We start from the raw sequence: 22,384 nt of genomic DNA, 5'->3' as shown, positions 1-22,384 counted from the left end.
TTGCGCTTTTCAAAAGTGAGCCGCTGTAAAAGCGGAACCCATAGCAGCCGTTACCGCAGAAACGGATATGTACTCGATCTGATCCAACATCCTGCTCGGCCCCGAGGCCGCCATCGGGGGCAAGCCCCCTCCCACATTTGGACCGGGATCGATCCAACATCCTGGTCGGTCCTGAGGCCACCATCGGGAGCAAGTCGAATCGTCGCACCGCCCCTCCCACAGGGGCTCTGCGCTAACTGATCGGTATCAGGGCAAGCCCCCTCCCACAGGTTGCCCCAGCCCTTGGTTTACAAGACCTGCACCGCAGGTAGAATGGCGCCTCTGCCCACACCACCCGAGCGAATTTCATGGCGTTGCCGACCCTGCGCATCATCGGTTTCATCATCGGCATCTTCCTGATCACGCTTGCGATCGCCATGGTCGTGCCCATGGCCACCCTGGTGATCTTCGAACGCACCAGCGACCTGCCCTCGTTCCTGTGGGCCAGCATGATCACCTTTATCGCCGGCCTGGCCCTGGTCATTCCCGGGCGCCCGGAGCATGTGCACCTGCGCCCCCGGGACATGTACCTGCTGACCGTCACCAGCTGGGTGGTAGTGTGCGTCTTCGCCGCGCTGCCGTTCCTGCTGACTCAGCACATCAGCTACACCGACTCGTTTTTTGAAAGCATGTCCGGCATCACGGCCACCGGGTCCACGGTGTTGAGCGGGCTGGACAACATGTCGCCGGGCATCCTGATGTGGCGCTCGCTGTTGCACTGGCTCGGCGGTATCGGGTTTATCGGCATGGCGGTGGCGATCCTGCCGCTGCTGCGCATCGGTGGCATGCGCCTGTTCCAGACCGAGTCATCGGACCGTTCGGAAAAGGTCATGCCGCGCTCCCATATGGTCGCGCGGTTGATCGTGGCGGCGTATGTGGGCATCACCATCCTTGGCAGCCTGGCGTTCTGGTGGGCCGGGATGGGGCTGTTCGATGCGATCAACCACGCCATGTCGGCGATTTCCACCGGCGGGTTTTCCACCTCCGATGAATCCCTGGCGCACTGGAAGCAACCGGCGGTGCACTGGGTGGCGGTGGTGGTGATGATCCTGGGCAGCCTGCCGTTCACCCTGTACGTGGCGACCTTGCGCGGCAACCGTCGCGCGCTGCTCAGGGACCAGCAGGTACAGGGTTTGCTCGGTCTGCTGGTGGTGACCTGGCTGGTGCTCGGCACCTGGTATTGGTGGACCACCAACCTGCACTGGCTGGATGCCCTGCGCCACGTGGCGCTGAACGTCACCTCGGTGGTGACCACCACCGGTTTTGCGCTGGGGGACTACAGCCTCTGGGGCAACTTCTCCCTGATGCTGTTCTTCTACCTGGGCTTTATCGGCGGCTGTTCGGGCTCTACCGCCGGCGGGATCAAGATCTTCCGCTTTCAGGTCGCCTATATCCTGCTCAAGGCCAACCTGAACCAGTTGATTCACCCGCGCGCGGTGATCAAACAGAAGTACAACGGTCACCGTCTCGACGAGGAAATCGTGCGGTCGATCCTGACCTTTTCGTTTTTCTTCGCCATCACCATTTGCGCCATCGCGCTGGCCCTCTCACTGCTGGGCCTGGACTGGATGACCGCGCTGACCGGCGCGGCCAGTACCGTATCCGGCGTCGGCCCGGGCCTGGGTGAAACCATCGGCCCGGCCGGCAACTTCGCCAGCCTGCCGGATGCGGCCAAGTGGATTCTGTCGCTGGGCATGCTGTTGGGACGGCTGGAAATCATTACGGTGTTTGTGCTCTGTATTCCGGCGTTCTGGCGTCACTGATGGTCGACGTCTGCTGCAACCGCGCCCGGTATTCGCCGGGCGTGGCGTCGAACCAGCGGCGAAACGCGCGAAAGAAGTTGCTGGGGTCGGCGAACCCCAACAGGTAGGCGATTTCCAGCAAGGTCATGCTCGGCTGCGCCAGGTATTGCTCGGCCAGCTCACGGCGGGTGTCGTCAAGCAGGGCCTGGAAGCTGGTGCCCTCCTCCTGCAAACGCCGCTGCAAGGTACGCTGGGACAGATGCAACGTCTGCGCCACCACTTCGCGCTTGGGTTCGCCCTGGGGCAGCAGGCGGCACAATACCTGCCGTGCCTTGTGGGTCACACGGCTTTCGGAAAAGCGCGCCAGGTATTCACCGGCAAAACGATCGTGCAACTGCGCCATGGCCTCGTTGGCCGTGGGCAATGGCGCATCCATGTCGGCCTGCTCGAAAATCAGCGCGTCATACGGCGCATTGAATTCCAGCGGCGCATGGAACACCTCTTTGTAGGGCGCCAGATCGACCGGTTGATCGCCCTGCAGCATCACCTTGTGCGGTTGCAGGGTTCGTCCTGTGAGCCAGCCGCACAGCGCCAACGCACTGGCCAACGAGGCCTCGGCGCTTTGCCGGGTGGGCGGCAGGTGATCGCCGTGCACCGTCAGGATCAGCGCGTAGCCCTCGGGTAGCAGGCGGAAACTCAAGTCGGCGCTTTCGGCGATGATGCGCTGGTAACGTACCAGGCGCCTGAAGCCGTCGGCCAGGGTGTTGCTGGACATCAAGGCATAACCGGCGACATGAAACGAGGCCGGACGCGCCACTTTGCCCATGTTCAGGCCAATGGCCGGGTTGCCCGATAACTCCACTGCGCGCTGCCATAAACGGGTCATGGCATCCTGCGCAAAACGCGCGTCGGGGTTACTGAGATCGGCATAGTCCAATCCCAGTTGTTTGAACAGGGCCCGGCAATCCAGGCCGTCCATTTCCAGGGCCTTGACTATCCCCATCGCCCAGCTTGCAGACGTTGTTCGTTCGCTCATGGCGTCTTCTTGTGCTGGCAGGCTTAAACGGTAGCCAGGAGGCCAAGGATACTAAAGTGGCATCTATTGTCACTGGCTGTCACCACTGATCACTCTAGACTCAAATAAGCTCCCCGCCGAACATCTGTTGGGCCGCACAACAATCAGAGGGCCTGTCACCGTGGAAAACGTCAAGCGATTCAACAGCTTCGCCGAGTTTTACCCGTACTACCTGGCGGAGCACGGCAACAGCACCTGCCGGCGCCTGCATTTTATCGGCACTACGCTGGTGATCGGCATTCTGGCCTACGCCATCGGCCGAGGCTCACCAGGCCTGTTGCTGGCCGTGCCGATCGCCGGCTACAGCTTCGCCTGGATCGGCCATTTCTTCTTCGAGAAGAACCGTCCGGCCACCTTCCAGCACCCGTTTTACAGCCTGCTCGGTGATTTTATGATGTATCGCGACATGATCCTGGGCAAAGTGGCGTTCTAGGCACGGTCGATATAAAAGTCTATTTGTCATTTATAGTGCTGTATCCTGCCAAGGCTTTTTGAGAGCGCGCAATCACCTGCGATTGAAACAGACCTTGCGAGGAGCGACGACGATGCACGAGATACCTAATCTCCCCTTCCCAAGCCTGCAGCCTACAGAGCAGCCAGCACAGCAACAGGCCAGCGACACACGGCCCGAAGCCAAAGAAGCAAAACCAGTCGACAGCGAAAGCCAGGACTGACGCCGTACCAGACCGTGTGGAAAGCGCAGCTTTGAGCGCTTTCCACACTGCCTGAATCATTCGAGACCCCTGTAAACATGACCGATACCCCGGATACCGCCGTACTCGACGCTGCCCTGCAGATGGTCGAGGTCTGGAACCGCCTCAGCGCGGACAAACAAGCCGTGTTGCTCAAGCGCTTCGGCACCCAGGAAAACGCCCTGGCCGCCCTGGTCACCACCCAATTGCTGGCCCCTGAGCAAGCCTGAAGCGTTCCTGCGCTGAGGTTTTTGCGCTTTAGCGCCCTGCGCGAGCCAAACCACCGGTATCATTAGCAGCCTATCTTTACCTGCTGCGACAGTGGACCTCTCCCATGCAAGATACCCAGCGACCCATGGCGGTCACGCTGCAAGTCGTTTCCATCGTGCTGTTCACCTTTATCGGCTACCTGAACATCGGCATCCCCCTGGCGGTGTTGCCGGGCTATGTGCATAGCCAACTGGGCTATGGCGCGGTTATCGCCGGGCTGGTGATCAGCGTGCAATACCTGGCGACCCTGCTGAGCCGCCCGTACGCCGGCAAAATCATCGATAACCTGGGCAGTAAGCGCGCGGTGCTCATCGGTCTGGTCGGTTGCGGCTTGAGCGGCGTGTTCATGTTGCTCGCCGCCGGTTTTTCCAGCCTGCCGGCCTTCAGTCTCGGTTGTCTGCTGATCGGTCGACTGGTGCTGGGCAGCGCTGAAAGCCTGGTGGGTTCCGGGGCGATTGGTTGGGGCATAGGGCGTGTCGGTGCGGCGAATACCGCCAAGGTCATCTCGTGGAACGGCATCGCCAGCTACGGCGCGCTGGCCGTCGGGGCACCGCTGGGCGTGCTGCTGGTCAGCCGGTTCGGCCTGTGGAGCATGGGCGTCAGCATCATTGTGCTGGCGCTTGGGGGCGTGCTGTTGGCGTGGAACAAAGAAGCGGCGCCCATTGTGGCCGGTGTACGCCTGCCGTTCATGAATGTGCTGGGCCGCGTGCTGCCCCATGGGTGCGCATTGGCGTTGGGCTCCATCGGCTTTGGCACCATTGCCACCTTTATCACCCTGTATTACACCACCCAGCACTGGGACAACGCGGTATGGGCACTGAGCCTGTTCGGTGCCAGTTTTATCGGCGCGCGCCTGCTGTTCGGCAATCTGATCAACCGGATCGGCGGTTTCCGTGTGGCAATCGCCTGCCTGTCGGTTGAGATACTGGGGCTGCTGTTGCTGTGGCTGGCGCCGGATGCTCCCTGGGCGCTGGCCGGCGCGGCCTTGAGCGGCTTCGGTTTTTCCCTGGTGTTTCCGGCGCTGGGGGTTGAGGCCGTCAATCTGGTGCCGGCCTCCAGCCGCGGTGCGGCGGTGGGCGCTTATTCGTTGTTCATTGACCTGTCACTGGGGATCACCGGCCCACTGGCCGGCGCCGTCGCGGCAGGTTTCGGCTTTGCGTCGATCTTCCTCTTCGCCGCCCTCGCCGCCTGCGGTGGCTTGTTGCTGAGCCTCTATCTGTATCGCCAGGCACCTCAGGCCCGCGAGTCTCGCGACGCTTAAAAGTCGACCTTGCCACGCCCGGCCTTGATGCTGCCGCGCTTGGTTTTTGACTCCAGCCGGCGCTTCTTTGAGCCCAGGGTGGGTTTGGTCGGCCGGCGCTTCTTTTCGACCTTGGTGGCACTGAGGATCAATTCCACCAGACGCTCCAGCGCATCCGCACGGTTCTGTTCCTGGGTCCGGTATTGCTGGGCCTTGAGCACCAGCACGCCCTCGCTGGTGATACGGCTGTCACGCAGCGCCAGCAAGCGCTCCTTGTAGAACTGCGGCAACGACGACGCCGGAATGTCAAAGCGCAGGTGCACCGCACTCGACACCTTATTGACGTTCTGCCCGCCGGCGCCCTGGGCGCGAATGGGGGTCAGTTCGATCTCGGCGTCAGGCAGGTGCACATTGTTGGAAATAACCAGCATCAATCAAAAACCCTAGGCAACGGACAAGCCCAACTCAGACAACAACATCGACGCCTGGGCTTTGGAAATCACGGCGCCTTTGAACAGTTTGGCATCATTGAGACGAAAGCCGCTCAAATCTGCACCGCGCAGGTCGGCACCGGCAAAATTGGCACCGTTGATACGGGCATGGGCCAGGCTGCAATCCACCAGCTCTGCCTTGCGAAAGTCGGCATCCGACAAATCGCTATCGGAGAAATCCAGGTTGTTAAGCAGGGTTCGGGCAAACGACAACCCGGACAAAAAGGCGCTGTTGAGCAGGCTTTCGCTGAAGCTCAGGCCGAGGGACGCGCAATGGGTGAAGTTGGCGCCGGTCAGCTTGCACTGGGTGAAATTCGCCTGGGACAGCTTGCTGCGCTGCCAGCGCGTGTTGTTCAGGTCGCAACTGCTGAACTGCGCTTCCAACAGGTTCGCGGCCTCGAAGATGGCGTGGCCGGCCCGGCAGCTTTTCCATTGCGTGCCTTCCAGGCGCGAACCGAGGAAGGACGTCTGGGTCAGAATGCACCGCTCAAACACCCAGTGGTCCAATTGCATGCGCGACAGATCGGCACCACTCAGGTCGACGCCGAGCAAGCGCAAAGGGCTGCGGTGCTGCTCGATCAGGTCTTCCAGCGCGTCGCGCTGCAGGGCGCCGCCGTCAATCTCGGTGTGCTGCATAGGGCCTCCGGGCAAGGATCGATAAAAACGGGGGGTGGAGTCTAACCTGCCCGCACTCACAAAAAACCCGGCACACGGCCGGGTTTTCCATTTACCGGAACCGTCCTACTCCAGAACCGTCCCTGCTGTGCCCAAGGCCGCTTGCGCCTTGCGCTTGTTCTTGATCCAGTAGCACACCCCCATGAACGCCACCCACACCGGGATCGCATACACCGACACCTGGATCCCCGGAATCATCAGCATGATCGCCAGGATAAACACCACGAACGCCAGGCAGATAAAGTTGCCGTAGGGATACCACAGCGCCTTGAACAACGGCACCTGGCCGGTACGGTCCATGTGCTGGCGGAACTTGAAGTGGGAATAACTGATCATCGCCCAGTTGATCACCAACGTGGCCACCACCAGGGACATCAGCAACTCCAGCGCATGCTGCGGGATGAAGTAGTTCATCAGCACCGCCACCAGGGTCACTGCCGCCGACGCGAGGATCGAACGCACCGGTACGCCGCGCTTGTCGATCTTCGCCAGGGCCCTGGGCGCATCGCCCTGCTCGGCCATGCCCAGCAACATGCGGCTGTTGCAGTAGGTGCCGCTGTTGTACACCGACAGCGCTGCGGTCAACACCACGAAGTTGAGGATATGCGCGGCCGTTTTACTGCCCAGCATCGAGAACACCTGGACGAACGGGCTGCCACTGTAGGGATCGCCGGAGGCGTTAAGGGTGGCGAGCAGGCTGTCCCACGGGATCAGCGACAGCAGCACCACCAGGGCACCGATGTAGAAAATCAGGATGCGGTAGATCACCTGATTGATGGCCTTGGGGATTACCGTGCGCGGCTGGTCGGCTTCGGCAGCGGTAAATCCGAGCATTTCCAGGCCGCCGAAGGAGAACATGATAATCGCCATGGCCATCACCAACCCACCCACGCCATGGGGGAAGAAGCCGCCGTGCTCCCACAGGTTGGTCACCGACGCCTGTGGCCCGCCGCTGCCGCTGACCAGCAGATAGCTGCCCAGGGCGATCATGCCGACAATCGCCACCACCTTGATGATCGCAAACCAGAACTCGGCCTCACCGAAGACTTTGACATTGGCCAGATTGATCAGGTTGATCAGCACGAAGAAGGCCGCCGCCGAGGCCCAGGTCGGAATCTGCGGCCACCAGAAGTGCACGTATTTACCGACGGCCGTCAGCTCCGACATGCCCACCAGGATGTACAGGATCCAGCAGTTCCAGCCCGACAGGAAGCCGGCAAACCCGCCCCAGTATTTATGGGCGAAATGGCTGAAGGAGCCGGCGACCGGCTCTTCGACGATCATTTCACCGAGTTGGCGCATGATCATGAAGGCGATGAAGCCGCAGATGGCATAGCCCAGGATCATCGACGGGCCGGCGGACTTGAGCACCCCGGCCGAGCCGAGGAACAGGCCGGTGCCGATGGCGCCACCGAGGGCGATCAACTGGATATGCCGATTTTTCAGGCCGCGTTTCAGCTCGCCTGAAGAGGAATGGGGTCCACTCATGAAAAGAGTCTCACGCAAGGTTTGAGAATGTTGAATGCAGGTTGCTGCCTTGAATTACCGCCTCAAGCAGCGCCGCTCAAACCCCAGCGCAGGTACCAGGAGTACAGCGTCTTTCTAACGGTCATGCGTCACCTGTTTGTTTTTATCTGTGACGAAATCGAACCCGTCTGGCTCGTGGCCAGGCGGAGTGATCAGGGAAGGTAAACCCTGGGTCTTGGCCTTTTGCGTGGTTACGCAAAGGGGGGTCACAGTAAAACGCGGCGCATTGTACACCGCTCGACAGGTTCGGCACGCACCACCAACGCGCACTCGGCAATCTGTCAGGTATTCCTTACAGGGATTTTCTACCCAGCGTTACGCGACCATCGTCGTAAACCTGGCGTTACAGAGCGGAACATTGTCTTTACGGCCACGCTCAAGAGGCGGTCTACGGAAAATTGTCGGTCAGACCTGACTGAAGAATCGGTTCAGCCAATCAACTGTTTTTTCTAGATAAAAAATCTCTTCAAAAAAACCGAAGAAAAAGTCCAAATGAAACCGTGTCAATAAATATTTTGCATTTTGAAACACTCTCTCCTAGGTTCTTTGCACTTGCCCGCGAAGCCCGTTGGCAAGCCGTTCTCAAACAACGTCCTCTAGGAGATACACCATGCAAGCACTGGAAAAAGACCTGGAAACCGAACTGCAACTCGACGATTGGTTTGAAGCGCCGACCCATGAGGCCGCCGTTGAAATGATGCAAGCCGATGCCGTTGTGCCATTTGGCACCGCGATGTGGCCGTTCTAACACCCGGCAGGCATACGGCAGGTGCCGTGCACGGCACCTGCCCCCTTACCCAAGGCACCGAAGGACTCCCGTCATGGACAAGGCCCGCGCCGTCGAACACTTTCTTTACTACCTCGCTCATCACCCGGCCCTCCAGGGCCTGAGCCGCCCTACCGTGCTGCTGGGCCATACCGAACGCTACGACGCCATCGCCCAGGCAATCACCCACGGCAGCGCCGCCCGTTTCAATTTCCAGGTACAGCGCCTGGACCTGAGCGCCAGTGAATCCCTGGCCCAGGCCATCGAAGCCTGCGACCTGTACCTGTTTCTCTACGATTCCTCGACCCTGCCCAACCCCCGTGCCGAAGGCCCGGATTTTATCCGCGCACTGCAGGGCGTGATGGCCGAACATTGGAAGAAGTCGCTGTTGTTCAAGGATTATGGCGACTACTTCTACGACACCTTCAGCGTCGAACCGCAGCGCATAGCCGACCTCAACGCCACCTTGATCCGGCGCATGTCCGAGGCCACCGTGCTGAGCTTCACCGACAAGCACGGCTCACGCCTTGAAGCCCCCATGAGCAGCATCAAGAAGTGGACCAACATCAACGGCGTCGGCAACCACGACCTGGCCCCTGGCGAGATCGCCACCCACAGCGAGGCCATCAACGGGCAAGTGCGGTTTGTCGGGACGTTCCTCAGCACCATCCCCTTTGCGCGTAAATACGGCGTGCTGGAGTCACCCCTGGAACTGTGGATCGAGAACTCCACCATCTGCAGCGTGGCCAGCGACGTGCCGGGGTTGGTGGATGACTTCAACAAGTACCTCAATGCCAACCCGTCCAACCGCCGCGTGGAAGAACTGGGCATCGGCACCAATGAAGGCGTGAAGGATTTGTACGCGCGCAATGCGGGCTTTGAAGAACGCCATTGCGGGTTGCATCTGGGCTTGGGCGGCGGGCAGAAAGGCAGTCACCACCTGGACCTGATCTTTGCCAGCGGCGTGTTGGCGCTGGATGACAAGCCGGTATTTGATGGGACGTTTGCCTTCTGAACACCCAGTTTTGAATCAAATGAAGTTCAACATGTGGGAGGGGGCTTGCCCCCGATTGCAGTGTGTCAGCCTCAGTATCTGTCACTGATTCACCGCCATCGGGGGCAAGCCCCCTCCCACAGTTGATAGCATTTCAAATTCAGAGCGCAAAAAAAACGCCAACCCTGAGGTTGACGTTTTTTATGCAGCGGCTACGGCATCACTGCGGCTTCTTGCGACCAAAACCCGGACGCTGACCGGAACCGGCCGGGGCGCCACGGCGCTTGCCCGACGGCTCGTCAGCCACCAGCTTCGGGCCAGGGCGCTTGTTCGCCGCTGGCTTGGCCGGACGCTTGGTGCTGGCGTTGTCGGCCGGACGGTCGGCTTCACCACGGTTGCTGCGACCACCGGACGGGGCCGGACGCGGAGTGCGTGGAGCACGCTCGCCTTCCTGACGCGATGGCGCGGTGGGGCGGCGCTCACCTTCAATCTGCGGCTCGCGGGAAATACGCCCGCCGGTTGCCGGTGCATTCAACGCCGGGCGCAGGGTGCGGGCAACGCGCTCGGTACGCGGCACAGGGCGCGACGATTTACGCTGCATACGCTCAAGCTTGTCTTTGCTCTTGGCATTCATCTGCGGCATCGCGACCGGCGTCAGGCCCACTTCGGCGCTGAGGATGTCGACTTCGTACTGGCTCATTTCGCGCCAGCGACCCATCGGCAGGTCGGAGTTGAGGAACACCGGGCCGAAACGCACGCGCTTCAGGCGGCTGACCACCAGGCCCTGCGATTCCCACAGGCGACGGACTTCACGGTTGCGGCCTTCCATCACCACGCAGTGGTACCAGTGGTTGAACCCTTCGCCACCCGGCGCCTGCTTGATGTCGGTGAACTTGGCCGGGCCGTCTTCAAGGACCACACCGGCTTTCAAGCGCTCGATCATCTCGTCATCGACTTCGCCACGTACACGCACGGCGTATTCGCGGTCCATCTCGTAGGAGGGGTGCATCAGGCGGTTGGCCAATTCACCATCGGTGGTGAACATCAGCAAACCGGTGGTGTTGATGTCCAGGCGACCGATGTTGATCCAGCGGCCTTCCTTGGGTTTGGGCATCTTGTCGAACACGGTCGGACGGCCTTCCGGGTCGTCACGGGTGCAGATCTCGCCGTCGGGCTTGTTGTACATGATGACGCGGCGTACCGATTCGGCGGCTTCTTCGCGCTTGATGACCTTGCCATCAATGGTGATCGCGTCATGCAGGTCGACGCGCTGGCCGAGGGTGGCCTCGACGCCGTTGACCTTGATGCGCTTCTGGGTGATCCAGGCTTCGACGTCGCGGCGCGAGCCCACGCCGATACGCGCCAGCACCTTTTGCAGTTTTTCGCCTGCTGGGCCGATTTCCTGGCTGTCGTTCTGGTCTTTGTCGTTCATCTTAAGCACCTCCCGGTGGGTCGATTCAGGCGTGGCCTGAAGAGTGTTGAAAGCGGGGCTTTGGCCGAATAGGTCGGCAAAGGGTCGCGAATCATACGCGCATGGCGCGTGTTGCGCATCAGAGAGTAGTCGATAACACCCAAGTCATTTGCTTTTCCGCCGACCGGTGGCGCCCAACGCCAGCAAGCGCAGTTCGGCTTCGGCCAGCACCGTGCGCTTGTCGACTTTGTCGAGTTTCTTCCAGGCGCGGATTTCACGCTTGCTGCGGCCACAGCCGACGCAGATGTCGTCGCTGAACTTGCAGATGCTGATGCAGGGGTCTTTGGTCGAAGTCATAGTTGCTCTCGGACAACGGCGATCAAAATGTGGGGGGCTTGCCCCCGATTGCGGTGTATCAGTGATGGTTGTGCTGACTGACACACTGCAATCGGGGGCAAGCCCCCTCCCACATTGGATCTTGTCAGTCTTCGAGTTGGCGGCGTTCGTTTTCGATCGCCTCGGCCAGTGCCCGGGCTTCGTCTTCCTCGTCGCTCAGCGGCGGCTGTTCGAGGGCGGCGACGGCGGCCAGCAGTTTTTCGCGGGCATCGGCGACACCGAGGATGTCTTCTTCGACGTCGGGCTCGGGCTCAACGTTCACCTCGGTTTGCGGCTCAGCGGCGCCATCACGCAGCAAATCATCAAAGTCGGTCTTGATTCCCTGCTCCATGTCGTCCAGTTCCAGCAGCAAGGTATGGAAACTGGTTTCGTCCTTGGGCTCCTCCGGCTCGGCACTGGCATCGGCCAGCTCCTGCAGGCTCTGGGGCACCGGCGCGTCGTCGAAGTCCAGCACCGGCTCGGCTTCCATCTCGCGCAGCTCGGCCAACGGCGGCAGGTCGTCGAGGTTTTTCAGGTTGAAGTGGTCGAGGAACACTTTGGTGGTGGCGAACATCGCCGGTTTGCCGGGCACGTCACGGTAGCCGACGATGCGGATCCACTCGCGTTCCAGCAGCGTCTTGACGATATGGCTGTTGACCGCCACGCCCCGCACATCTTCGATCTCGCCCCGGGTGATCGGCTGGCGATAGGCGATCAACGCCATGGTCTCCAGCATCGCCCGTGAATAACGCTGCGGGCGTTCTTCCCACAGGCGTCCCACCCACGGGGAAAATTTCTCGCGGATCTGCAGGCGATACCCCGACGCCACTTCACGCAACTCAAAGGCACGACCGTCGCAGGACTTGCGCAGGATCTCCAGCGCCTTCTTGAATACAGGCGGTTCGGGGCGTTCGGCCTCTTCAAAAAGTTCGAACAGGCGCTCCAGGGATTGCGGCTTGCCCGAGGCCAGGAGGAAAGCTTCCAGCAAGGGCGCCAGTTCGCGGGGTTCAGTCAGATTCATCGATTCAGCTCGTTATTCGGCTCGCGCCCGCACATGGATAGCCGCAAACGGCTCATTCTGGACCAGCTCGACCAAGGACTCCTTGACCAGCTCCAGGATCGCCATGAAGGTCACCACCACGCCCAGGCGCCCTTCTTCTGCGGTGAACAGCTCGACAAACGGCACAAACCCGCCGCCCTTGAGGCGCTCCAGCACGTCGCTCATACGCTCGCGGGTGGACAGGGCTTCGCGGCTGACCTGGTGGCTTTCGAACATGTCGCCACGGCGCAGCACCTCGGCCATGGACATCAGCAGTTCTTCCAGGCTGACGTCAGGCAACAGCTTGCGCGCGCGTGCCTCGGGCGCGTCCAGCTTGGGCACCACCACATCGCGGCCGACACGGCTCAAACCGTCGATACCTTCGGCCGCTGCCTTGAAGCGCTCGTATTCCTGCAAGCGACGAATCAGTTCGGCGCGCGGGTCATCTTCTTCGGCTTCGACCGCTTCCGAACGCGGCAGCAGCATGCGCGACTTGATCTCGGCGAGCATGGCGGCCATCACCAGGTATTCGGCGGCCAGTTCCAGGCGCACCGACTGCATCAATTCGACATAGCCCATGTACTGGCGGGTGATTTCCGCCACGGGAATATCGAGGATGTTGATGTTCTGTTTGCGAATCAGGTACAGCAGCAAGTCCAGCGGGCCTTCGAAGGCCTCGAGAAAGACCTCCAGGGCGTCGGGCGGGATGTACAAATCCAGCGGCATTTCCATGACCGCCTGGCCATAGACCATGGCAAATGGCAGTTCCTGCTGGGCGCCCGCCTGGGGATCGACGGTTTCCACGACCGACATTCAGGCCTCGACCATAAACGGCGCAGGGTCGCCGCAGCCCACACGGATCACTTCAGGCTCGCCGTCGGCCAGGTTGATTACGGTAGACGCCTTGCCGCCCCCGAAGCCACCATCGATGATCAGATCCACCTGCTTCTCCAGCAACTGGCGCATTTCATACGGGTCTTCCAGCGGTTCGGTATCGCCCGGCATGATCAACGACACGCTCATCAGCGGCTCGCCCAACTCGGCCAACAGCGCCAGGGCGATCGGGTGTTCCGGCACGCGCAGGCCGATGGTGCGCTTCTTCGGGTGCAGCAGCAGGCGCGGCACTTCGCGGGTGGCGTTGAGAATAAAGGTGTAGGGCCCCGGCGTGTGCGCCTTGAGCAAGCGGAAGGTGCCCGTGTCGACCTTGGCGAACAGCCCCAACTGCGACAAGTCGCTGCAAATCAGCGCGAAGTTATGATTCTTGTCCAGCTCACGCAGACGTCTGACCCGCTCGACCGCGCCCTTGTCGCCGATCTGGCAGCCGATGGCGTAGGACGAATCAGTTGGATAGATCACCACGCCGCCGGCGCGAATGATCTCGACCGCCTGCTTGATCAGGCGCGCCTGGGGGTTTTCCGGATGAATCTGGAAGAATTGACTCACGTGTTCTACCTGTTCAGACGGTGGCAATAATGGGGTCATGCTTGAATCGCCCCCACAACAGCGGCAGATCTTCCGGGACCTGGCGATACTCGCCGATCTCGGACCAGCCGCCTGGGCCATGAAAATCACTGCCGGCACTGACCAGCAGACCAAATTCGCGCGCCAGGATCGCCAGGCTACCAACCTGCTCGGCAGGTTGATGCCCGTTGACCACTTCGATCGCGTGGCCGCCCGCTCCAATATAGTCGCCGATCAGCTTGCGGCGCTTGCTGCGGGTGAAATCGTAATGCCAGGGATGCGCCAGGCTGACCCAGGCCCCGGCGGCCCGCAGGGTGCCGACGGTGTCTTCCAGGGTCGGCCAGTGCTGCTTCACATCGCCCAGCTTGCCCGCGCCCAACCATTTACGGAAGGCCTCGGCGCGGTCCTTGACGAACCCCTCACGCACCATCCAGTCGGCAAAGTGCGGGCGGGCCGGCGCGTTACCGCTGTCGCCCAGCTCCTGCTGGATGGCGCGGGCGCCGTCAAGCGCGCCAGGCATGCCTTTGAGGCTGAGCTTGCGGCTTATTTCTTCGGACCGCAGCCAGCGTCCATCGTGCAATTGGGCGATAGCGGCCACCAGGGCCGGGGCGTTCTGCTCGAAACCGTAGCCGAGCACATGAATGGTGGCGCCGCCCCAGGTGCAGGACAATTCCACGCCATTGACCAGTTGCATGCCCAATGCATGGGCCGCCGTGCGGGCCTCGTCGAGGCCTTCAAGGGTGTCGTGGTCGGTCAGCGACAGGACTCGCACGCCTTTTTCAAACGCACGCGCAACCAGTACCGCAGGCGCCAGGGCGCCGTCGGAGGCCGTGCTGTGGCAGTGCAAATCAACATTCACGGGAGTGTGTAACCTCAAGTCAGCTGGCGCTATCGCAACCAAGGATGTTTGTTATTATGCCGCCACATCCAGCTTCTGGCTCTTACTGTGAAACAATTCATCGACTTCATCCCGCTGTTGCTGTTTTTCATCGTTACCAAACTCGACCCCAGGGTCATCGACATCGCCGGTCACGAACTCTCGTTCGGCGGCATCTACAGTGCCACCGCCGTGCTGATCATCAGCTCCATCGTGGTTTACGGCGCCATCTTCATCTCCCAGCGCAAGCTGGAAAAAAGCCAGTGGCTGACCCTCGTCGCCTGCCTGGTGTTCGGCGGCCTGACCCTGGCCTTCCACAGTGAAACCTTCCTCAAGTGGAAAGCCCCGGTGGTCAACTGGCTGTTCGCCCTGGTCTTCATCGGCAGCCACTTCATTGGTGATCGTCTGCTGATCAAGCGGATCATGGGCCACGCGCTGACCTTGCCGGAGCCGATCTGGGTACGCTTGAACGTGGCCTGGATCGTGTTCTTCCTCTTCTGCGGTGCCGCCAACCTGTTCGTGGCGTTTACCTTTCAAGACTACTGGGTCGACTTCAAGGTGTTCGGCAGCCTGGCCATGACCCTGCTGTTCCTGGTCGGCCAGGGTATCTACCTGTCGCGCCATCTGCATGACACTGCCGCCACCACGCCGAAAACCGAGGACTGACATGCTCTACGCCATCATTGCCACCGATGTTGCCAACTCGCTGGAAAAACGCCTGAGCGTGCGCCCCGCCCATGTCGAACGCCTCAAGCAGTTGCAAACCGAAGGCCGCATCGTACTGGCCGGCCCGCACCCGGCCGTCGACAGCAACGACCCGGGCGACGCGGGTTTCACCGGCAGCCTGATCGTTGCCGAGTTCGCGTCCCTGGCCGATGCCCAGGCGTGGGCCAAGGCTGATCCTTATGTCGCGGCGGGCGTCTACGCTGATGTCGTGATCAAGCCGTTCAAGCAAGTCCTGCCCTGAGCCCGGTGGCGCCCGACCAAAACGCTTGGGCGCCCGCCTGATGGCTCATTATTCCCGGTAACCTGCCGATAACGTTCTGAATATTCGTGTGGAATCAGGAGTTCCGATGCGCTTACGTCAGTTGTGTCTGTTGGCAGTGTTAACCCTCGGGGCCACGGCCCAGGCTGAAGAGACCTCCAATAGCGGCAGCGCCACGCCGCTGTCCTTGAGTACCCACAGCCAGGTCACCGAACTGCAGCAACGTTTGAAAGAAAGCGAAGGGCTGCGCGAAGAGCTGAGCAAGCAGCTGCAAAGCGCGCAAGCCACCCGCGAAAGCGCGCAACTGAGTCGTCTGCGCCAGGAGAACCAACGCCTGGCCCAGCAACTCAAAGAGACACAGGACGGCGCCTTGACCCGATGGTTGACCGAGCAGCAGCAATGGTTTGTCACCGGTGCGGGCGTCGCACTGATCGCCCTGCTGTGTGGCATCTTCGCCAGCGGTGGGCACCGTCGTCGTCGACAATGGCTAAATTGAGTGAGTCATGAGCGAGCTGTTACTGATAGATGATGACCAGGAGCTCTGCGAGCTGCTGGTCAGTTGGCTGAGCCAGGAAGGTTTCCAGGTGCGCGCCTGCCATGACGGCTCCAGCGCCCGCAAGGCCCTGGCCGAAGCCGCTCCGGCGGCGGTGGTGCTCGACGTGATGCTGCCCGACGGCAGTGGCCTGGAGTTGCTCAAGCAACTGCGCAACGACCACCCGGAGTTGCCGGTGCTGATGCTGTCGGCTCGGGGCGAACCCCTGGACCGCATCCTCGGCCTGGAACTGGGCGCCGACGATTACCTGGCCAAGCCATGCGACCCGCGCGAACTCACTGCGCGCCTGCGCGCCGTACTGCGCCGCAGTCATCCGGCTGCCGTGTCGACCCAACTGGAGCTGGGCGACCTGTGCTTCAGCCCGGTGCGCGGGGTGGTCAGCATCGACGAACAGGAATTTACCCTGACGGTCTCCGAAAGCCGCCTGCTCGAAGCCTTGCTGCGCCAACCCGGCGAACCGCTGGATAAACAGGAACTGGCGCAGATCGCCCTGGGCCGCAAGTTGACCCTGTACGATCGCAGCCTGGACATGCACGTGAGCAACCTGCGCAAGAAGATCGGCCCGCACCCGGACGGCCGACCGCGGATCGTGGCGCTGCGTAGTCGTGGTTACTACTACAGCCTCTAAACACAACTCACGCCCGCCCCCTGTAGGAGCGAGCTTGCTCGCGAAGACCGCAAAGGCACCGCATTCAATCAGAATGCCAGCGTTATCGTTGACGTTTTTCGCGAGCAAGAACTAGGCGTCCCCCTCGCTCCTACAGAGTTTTATCTTTACCCAAGCTTTACGCTCCCCTGACCGCCGCTGACCTTGATCTCCTTAATCTACTCACATCCGGACTCACCGGAATAGAGACAGGAGAATCACCATGCGCAAGACCCTTATCGCTTTGATGTTCGCCGCTGCACTGCCTACCGTCGCCATGGCCGCGATGCCGGAAGGTCCAGGCCCAGGCCCGATGGGCGGTCCGGAAGGCCACATGATGGGTGGCCCGGGTCACGGTGAACACGGCCCGCGTGGTAAAGGCGGCCCGTTCCGCCAGCTGGATTTGAGCCCGGAACAACACGAGCAGATCCGCAAGCTGATGGGTGACCAATGGCACGCTCGCAAGGACCTGACCCGCAAGTACCTGGACAAACTGCCGGCCGCCGACCAGAAAGCCATGCAGGACGAGATCGCCGCCGGCAAGCAGAAAACCCAGGCCGATATCCGCGCCATCCTCAAGACCGACCAGCAGAAGAAGTTCGACGAGATCGTCAAGCAACAAGAGCAGCGTCGTGCCGAATGGAAGGAATTCCAGGCCTGGAAAGCGCAACAGCCGCAAAAAGCGCAATAATGCCCCAGCGTTAATGCACCCAGCCCAGTGGCTCCCCGCCGCTGGGCTTTTCCTGCTTGAGGGTTTCCCGTGCGGTCATTGTTCTGGCGCATCCTGGCGAGTTTCTGGTTGGCCATCGCCCTGGTTGCGGGGTTGTCGATCCTGCTTGGGCATATGCTGAATCAGGACGCCTGGATTCTCAGCCGCCATCCCGGCCTCAACAATCTGGCCCAAGAGTGGACGCAACTCTACGAAGCCCAGGGCGAAGAGGCTGCCCAGGAGTTGCTGCAGCAACGCAAGCGCCAGTACCACATTGACGTGCAAGTGCTCAACGAGGGCGGCGAGCCGGTGGTACGCGGCACCTTCCCGCGCCGCGCCGCCGCCCTTGAAGCCCGGCAGAATGACAGCCAGGACAGCCACCTGCCCTGGCGCCGCCTGACCGCCGAATACACCAGCGAAAAAACCGGCGACACCTACCTGCTGATCTATCGCATTCCTCATCCGGAGCTGGACGCCTGGCACCGCAGCAGCCTGTTATGGCCGTTCAGCGCCCTGGCCATTGCCCTGGTGGTGCTGACGCTGTTCAGCCTGTTGGTGACGCTGTCGATCACCCGCCCGCTCAGCCGACTGCGCGGCGCGGTGCATGACCTGGGCCAGGCCACATATCAACAGAACAGCCTGGCGCAACTGGCCAACCGCCGCGATGAATTCGGCGTCCTGGCCACCGACTTCAACCGCATGGGCGCCCGCCTGCAAAGCCTGATCGGCAGCCAGCGCCAACTGTTGCGCGACGTCTCCCACGAACTGCGCTCGCCCCTGGCCCGCTTGCGTATCGCCCTGGCCCTGGCCGAACGCGCCAGCCCCGAAGATCGGGAAAAACTCTGGCCGCGCCTGACCCGCGAATGCGACCGCCTGGAAGCCTTGATCAGTGAGATCCTGGTACTGGCCCGGGTGGATGCCGACAACGCCAGCGCCGAAGAGATCGACCTCAACCCACTGCTCAAGACCCTGCAAAAAGACGCCCAGCTCAGCGCGCCGGAGCAAGAGGTACAACTGACGACTGAACCCGACCTGCGCCTCAAGGGCTGGCCGACCATGATCGAGCGCGCCGTGGACAACCTGCTGCGCAATGCCCAGCGCTTCAACCCGGCCGGCCAAGCCATCGAGTTGCACGCGCAGCGGCACGGCGAACGGATCCTGATCAGCGTGCGCGATCACGGCCCCGGGGTTGACACCGAGCACCTGAACCAACTGGGCGAGCCGTTCTACCGCGCACCCGGCCAGACCGCGCAGGGTCACGGCCTGGGCCTGGCGATCGCACGTCGCGCCGCCGAACGCCATGGCGGCCAACTGATCCTGGCCAATCATCAGGGCGGCGGCTTTGTCGCCAGTCTCGAACTGCCATTGGTGCCCGGGGTTGCCACACCGGCCTGACGATCTTCTATAGTGGCCCTTCTCTTATGGAGGGCCTTCGATGACCGACCTGCTGACACCCATCCAAGCCGCACTCGATCTGCCGCCTACACCACTGACCCTGAGCGAGCCCGGCGCCCTGCCCTCGGCCTTTGCCGTGACTGACCTGGCCGCCGCCAGCATCGGCGCCGCCGGCCAGGCCGTTGCCGAGCTTATCCGTCAACAGACCGCACGCTTGCCGAGCATCAGCGTAGACCGCCGCCTCGCCTCGTTGTGGTTTTCCTCATCGATTCGCCCACTGGGCTGGCAAGTGCCGCCGCTGTGGGACCCGATAGCCGGTGACTACGCCAGCGCCGACGGCTGGATTCGCTTGCACACCAACGCGCCCCATCACCGCGCAGCGGCCGAACGGGTGCTGGGCAAGGTCACCGAACGCGCGCAAATGGCGCATAACGTCGCCAAGTGGAACGCCGCCGAACTGGAACAGGCGGTGGTCGACGAGGGCGGTTGCGCGGCGCAAATGCGCACCTGGCAAGCCTGGCAGGGCCACCCCCAGGGCTTGGCGGTGAATGCCGAGCCACTGATACAGCGGCAGGCCTTCGCCACCGCCGGCAACCAACCCTGGCTCGGCACCACGGCCCGACCGCTGGCGGGTATCAAGGTGCTGGATTTGACCCGCGTCCTGGCCGGCCCGGTCGCCAGTCGTTTTCTCGCGGGCCTGGGCGCGGACGTATTGCGCATCGACTCGCCCACCTGGGACGAACCCGGCGTGGTGCCGGAAATGACCCTGGGCAAGCGCTGCGCGCGTCTTGACCTGAAAAGCGCCGAGGGTCGGCAGGTCTTCGAAGCGTTGCTCAGAAACGCCGACATTCTGTTCCACGGCTACCGCGCCGATGCGCTGGAGCAACTGGGCTACGCGAGCGACGCGCTGCAACGCATCGCGCCGGGCCTGATCGATGTCAGCCTCAATGCCTACGGCTGGAGCGGCCCGTGGCGCAATCGGCGCGGCTTTGACAGCCTGGTGCAGATGAGCAGCGGGATTGCCGAGGCCGGAATGGCCTGGAAGCAGGTGGATAAGCCGTCGCCGCTGCCGGTGCAGGCGCTGGACCACGCGACCGGGTATCTGATGGCGGCCAGTGCGATCCAAGCCTTGAGCGAACGCTTGAAGTCCGGGCGCGGAGGTTCGGCACGATTGTCGCTGGCCCGTACGGCGAAGTTATTGGTGGATGCGGGGCAAGTGCCGGAGCAACCGGCGTTGCGGGCCGAAGATGCGGGTGATCAAGGTCTGGTAGTGGAGCAGACCGCCTGGGGCCCGGCGCATCGACTGCTGGCGCCGCTGACGATCAGCGGTACGCCGCTGCAATGGGATTTGCCGGCGGGGGAATTGGGGTCGCATCGAGCGCAGTGGTGATTTGAAGACCGCCATCGGGGGCAAGCCCCCTCCCACTTTTGAATGGGTTCACAAATCAAAATGTGGGAGGGGGCTTGCCCCCGATGGCGGCCTCTGGGCCGACCAGGATGTTGGATTGGACCGAGTACATATCCGTTTCTGCGGTCACGGCTACTTAGGGTTCCGCTTTTACAGCGGCTCACTTTTGAAAAGCGCAAAAGTAAGCAAAACGCTCTTGCCCCACCACTCGGCACCTCGCCTGGGCTCGGTGTGCCCGAACGCAGGCTTGAATCCGTGGGCCGCCGCAATGGGCCATCCATGGCCCAGTGCGGCTAACCCGGCGTCCTGCCGGGTTACCCACGGATTCAAGCCTGCGTTCGGCCAGCGTGGTTTAACGGGGCGCCTAGGATCAAAAGCAGATCAAGAGCGGCTCGCTTCGCATCGTGGTTACGGTTGGGCGCTGCTGAGTTGTGTAGATACCTATGCCCCGATGGGGCCAGTACACCCACTATCAATTTCCGACATGTCACAACGACAACACCCCACTGTACAGCCCGTAGGCCGCCACTGCGTCGCCTGCCAGTACACACCCGAAAATGCCTTTTTCCACCGAGGTGAACAAGGCCTGGCCCTGCTCGCGCCTGGCCTGGGCGAACAGAATCACACCGGGGGCATACAACAGCGCCGACAGCAGCAGGTATTTCAGGCCACCGGCATACAAAAGCCATACGGCGTAAGCCAGGGCAATCAGGCCCACCAGCAAGTCCTTGATGCGCCGACGCTGGGCGCCTTCGTAGGTTTCCCCGCGCCCGCTCAACAGCACCGCATAGGCCGCCGACCACAGGTACGGCACCAGAATCATCGACGATGCCAGGTAAATCAGGGTGGTGTAGGTACTGGCTGAAAACAGCGTAATGACCAGGAAAACCTGGATCATCACGTTGGTCAGCCACAGTGCGTTGACCGGCACCTGGTTGGCATTTTCCTTCTTCAGGAACGCCGGCATGGTCTTGTCCCGGGCGGTGGCGTAGAGGATTTCGGCACACAGCAACGCCCACGACAGCAGCGCCCCCAGCAACGAAACCGCCAGGCCGAGGCTGATCAATATCGCCCCCCAGGGCCCGACGATATGTTCCAGCACCCCGGCCAGGGAGGGGTTTTGCAATTGCGCCAGTTCCGGCTGGCTCATGATCCCCAGGGACAGCACATTCACCAGCACCAGCAGCGCCAGCACACCGAGAAACCCAATCACCGTGGCCCGGCCCACGTCCGCGCGTTTCTCGGCCCGCGCCGAGTAGACGCTGGCGCCTTCAATACCGATGAACACAAACACCGTGACCAGCATCATGTGGCGCACCTGCTCCGTCACACTGCCCATTTGCGGGTTGCCCAGGCCCCAGATATCGCGGCTGAAGATGTCGGCCTTGAATGCCACGGCGGCAATCACGATAAACATCAGCAGCGGCACAATTTTCGCCACCGTGGTGACCTGGTTGATGAACGCCGCCTCCTTGATCCCGCGCATCACCAGAAAATGCACGGCCCACAGCAGCACCGACGCACAGCCGATGGCCAGCGGCGTATTACCCTGGCCGAACACCGGGAAAAAGTAGCCGAGGGTGCTGAACAGCAAGACGAAGTACCCGACGTTGCCCATCCACGCGCTGATCCAGTAACCCCAGGCGGACGAAAACCCCATGTAGTCGCCAAACCCGGCCTTGGCGTAGGCATACACGCCGGAATCCAGTTCCGGCTTGCGGTTGGCCAAGGTCTGGAATACGAAGGCCAGGGTCAGCATGCCGACCGCGGTGATCGCCCAGCCGATCAGCACAGCGCCCACGCCAGCGCGCGCGGCCATGTTCTGCGGCAGGGAAAAGATCCCACCGCCGATCATCGAACCCACCACCAGGGCGATCAGGGCACCGAGCCGAAGTTTCTGCGCGGGCTGGGACATTGAAGTTCCTCGAATAAGTTTCTCAGCAGACACTTGGGCACACTATCAATTCAATTAATGCATGCAGCGCACTCATAACATAAAGGCATGTAAACACAG

At 61.8% G+C, this 22,384-nt stretch carries 24 protein-coding genes; 13 read left to right on the top strand and 11 right to left on the bottom strand.

What is annotated here, in order from left to right; genetic code table 11:
• The first annotated feature begins 347 nt into the window (after nt 1-347).
• Nucleotides 348-1,802 carry a TrkH family potassium uptake protein gene (locus tag BFQ00_RS26405; protein ID WP_065887653.1) on the top strand — a complete coding sequence of 485 codons (1,455 nt, stop codon included), beginning with the start codon at nt 348-350 and terminating at the stop codon, nt 1,800-1,802.
• Here the strand turns inward: BFQ00_RS26405 and BFQ00_RS26400 are convergent.
• On the bottom strand, nt 1,759-2,817 hold the full coding sequence (locus BFQ00_RS26400) for an AraC family transcriptional regulator (RefSeq protein WP_065935185.1): 1,059 nt from the start codon (nt 2,815-2,817) through the stop codon (nt 1,759-1,761). The two genes, BFQ00_RS26405 and BFQ00_RS26400, sit on opposite strands and share 44 nt — an antisense overlap.
• 160 nt (nt 2,818-2,977) lie before the next feature.
• On the opposite strand from BFQ00_RS26400, the gene BFQ00_RS26395 reads away from it, so the two are divergent.
• From BFQ00_RS26395 to BFQ00_RS26385, 3 genes are all read left to right on the top strand, one after another.
• Nucleotides 2,978-3,289, top strand: coding sequence for a DUF962 domain-containing protein (locus BFQ00_RS26395; protein ID WP_065935184.1), 312 nt, complete (start codon nt 2,978-2,980; stop codon nt 3,287-3,289).
• A 318-nt stretch (nt 3,290-3,607) separates the two neighbouring features.
• Nucleotides 3,608-3,778: a hypothetical protein gene (locus tag BFQ00_RS29740; RefSeq protein ID WP_163001606.1), complete on the top strand. Its 171-nt coding sequence runs from the start codon at nt 3,608-3,610 to the stop codon at nt 3,776-3,778.
• 104 nt (nt 3,779-3,882) lie between these two features.
• Complete coding sequence (locus tag BFQ00_RS26385) at nt 3,883-5,079, top strand: MFS transporter (RefSeq protein WP_065935182.1); 1,197 nt, start codon at nt 3,883-3,885, stop codon at nt 5,077-5,079.
• Here BFQ00_RS26385 and arfB read toward each other — a convergent pair.
• From arfB to BFQ00_RS26370, 3 genes are all read right to left on the bottom strand, one after another.
• Nucleotides 5,076-5,489: an alternative ribosome rescue aminoacyl-tRNA hydrolase ArfB gene (gene arfB / locus BFQ00_RS26380; protein WP_065935181.1), complete on the bottom strand. Its 414-nt coding sequence runs from the start codon at nt 5,487-5,489 to the stop codon at nt 5,076-5,078. The two genes, BFQ00_RS26385 and arfB, sit on opposite strands and share 4 nt — an antisense overlap.
• Before the next feature lie 12 nt (nt 5,490-5,501).
• A complete protein-coding gene (locus BFQ00_RS26375; protein ID WP_065896416.1) occupies nt 5,502-6,185 on the bottom strand; it encodes a pentapeptide repeat-containing protein in 684 nt (227 codons plus the stop codon).
• Nucleotides 6,186-6,290: 105 nt separating this feature from the next.
• On the bottom strand, nt 6,291-7,712 hold the full coding sequence (locus BFQ00_RS26370; protein ID WP_065887642.1) for an amino acid permease: 1,422 nt from the start codon (nt 7,710-7,712) through the stop codon (nt 6,291-6,293).
• Between the two features lie 649 nt (nt 7,713-8,361).
• Here BFQ00_RS26370 and BFQ00_RS29735 point away from each other — a divergent pair.
• Together BFQ00_RS29735 and BFQ00_RS26365 are read left to right on the top strand one after the other, a co-directional pair.
• Entirely contained in the window at nt 8,362-8,499 is a 138-nt protein-coding gene (locus tag BFQ00_RS29735) for a hypothetical protein (RefSeq protein WP_003237751.1), read from the top strand.
• Nucleotides 8,500-8,572: 73 nt separating this feature from the next.
• Entirely contained in the window at nt 8,573-9,532 is a 960-nt protein-coding gene (locus BFQ00_RS26365) for a leucyl aminopeptidase (protein ID WP_065887641.1), read from the top strand.
• A 199-nt stretch (nt 9,533-9,731) separates the two neighbouring features.
• Here the strand turns inward: BFQ00_RS26365 and rluB are convergent, their stop codons facing one another.
• From rluB to BFQ00_RS26335, 6 genes are all read right to left on the bottom strand, one after another.
• The gene (rluB, locus tag BFQ00_RS26360; RefSeq protein ID WP_065935180.1) at nt 9,732-10,943 is read right to left on the bottom strand and encodes a 23S rRNA pseudouridine(2605) synthase RluB; all 1,212 of its coding nucleotides are present in this window, start codon (nt 10,941-10,943) and stop codon (nt 9,732-9,734) included.
• A 144-nt stretch (nt 10,944-11,087) separates the two neighbouring features.
• Complete coding sequence (locus BFQ00_RS26355; protein ID WP_065887639.1) at nt 11,088-11,279, bottom strand: DUF1289 domain-containing protein; 192 nt, start codon at nt 11,277-11,279, stop codon at nt 11,088-11,090.
• 124 nt (nt 11,280-11,403) lie between these two features.
• Complete coding sequence (gene scpB, locus BFQ00_RS26350) at nt 11,404-12,318, bottom strand: SMC-Scp complex subunit ScpB (RefSeq protein WP_065887638.1); 915 nt, start codon at nt 12,316-12,318, stop codon at nt 11,404-11,406.
• A 12-nt stretch (nt 12,319-12,330) separates the two neighbouring features.
• On the bottom strand, nt 12,331-13,029 hold the full coding sequence (locus BFQ00_RS26345) for a segregation and condensation protein A (protein ID WP_170827597.1): 699 nt from the start codon (nt 13,027-13,029) through the stop codon (nt 12,331-12,333).
• A gap of 120 nt (nt 13,030-13,149) precedes the next feature.
• Nucleotides 13,150-13,779: an L-threonylcarbamoyladenylate synthase gene (locus BFQ00_RS26340; protein ID WP_065935179.1), complete on the bottom strand. Its 630-nt coding sequence runs from the start codon at nt 13,777-13,779 to the stop codon at nt 13,150-13,152.
• Between the two features lie 13 nt (nt 13,780-13,792).
• On the bottom strand, nt 13,793-14,656 hold the full coding sequence (locus BFQ00_RS26335; RefSeq protein ID WP_065895058.1) for a PHP domain-containing protein: 864 nt from the start codon (nt 14,654-14,656) through the stop codon (nt 13,793-13,795).
• An 87-nt stretch (nt 14,657-14,743) separates the two neighbouring features.
• Between BFQ00_RS26335 and BFQ00_RS26330 the strand changes: the two genes are divergently transcribed.
• From BFQ00_RS26330 to BFQ00_RS26300, 7 genes are all read left to right on the top strand, one after another.
• A complete protein-coding gene (locus BFQ00_RS26330) occupies nt 14,744-15,340 on the top strand; it encodes a septation protein A (RefSeq protein ID WP_065887634.1) in 597 nt (198 codons plus the stop codon).
• A 1-nt stretch (nt 15,341) separates the two neighbouring features.
• Nucleotides 15,342-15,641: a YciI family protein gene (locus tag BFQ00_RS26325; RefSeq protein WP_065887633.1), complete on the top strand. Its 300-nt coding sequence runs from the start codon at nt 15,342-15,344 to the stop codon at nt 15,639-15,641.
• Nucleotides 15,642-15,747: 106 nt separating this feature from the next.
• Nucleotides 15,748-16,155, top strand: a complete 408-nt coding sequence (locus tag BFQ00_RS26320; protein WP_065887632.1) for a translation initiation factor 2 — start codon at nt 15,748-15,750, stop codon at nt 16,153-16,155.
• A gap of 7 nt (nt 16,156-16,162) precedes the next feature.
• The gene (locus BFQ00_RS26315) at nt 16,163-16,840 is read left to right on the top strand and encodes a response regulator transcription factor (RefSeq protein ID WP_065935178.1); all 678 of its coding nucleotides are present in this window, start codon (nt 16,163-16,165) and stop codon (nt 16,838-16,840) included.
• 241 nt (nt 16,841-17,081) lie between these two features.
• The gene (locus BFQ00_RS26310; RefSeq protein WP_065935177.1) at nt 17,082-17,549 is read left to right on the top strand and encodes an LTXXQ domain protein; all 468 of its coding nucleotides are present in this window, start codon (nt 17,082-17,084) and stop codon (nt 17,547-17,549) included.
• 69 nt (nt 17,550-17,618) lie between these two features.
• Nucleotides 17,619-18,962, top strand: coding sequence for a sensor histidine kinase (locus BFQ00_RS26305; protein WP_065935176.1), 1,344 nt, complete (start codon nt 17,619-17,621; stop codon nt 18,960-18,962).
• A 40-nt stretch (nt 18,963-19,002) separates the two neighbouring features.
• Nucleotides 19,003-20,352, top strand: a complete 1,350-nt coding sequence (locus tag BFQ00_RS26300) for a CoA transferase (RefSeq protein WP_065935175.1) — start codon at nt 19,003-19,005, stop codon at nt 20,350-20,352.
• Between the two features lie 505 nt (nt 20,353-20,857).
• Here BFQ00_RS26300 and arcD read toward each other — a convergent pair.
• A complete protein-coding gene (gene arcD / locus BFQ00_RS26295; RefSeq protein WP_065935174.1) occupies nt 20,858-22,285 on the bottom strand; it encodes an arginine-ornithine antiporter in 1,428 nt (475 codons plus the stop codon).
• Nucleotides 22,286-22,384: the final 99 nt, after the last annotated feature.

This window comes from Pseudomonas sp. 28 E 9 (genome assembly GCF_900004785.1).
GTDB lineage: Bacteria > Pseudomonadota > Gammaproteobacteria > Pseudomonadales > Pseudomonadaceae > Aquipseudomonas > Aquipseudomonas orientalis_A.
Note: the sequence above shows the minus strand (reverse complement) of the source record. Positions and strands in the feature narration are given on the sequence as shown.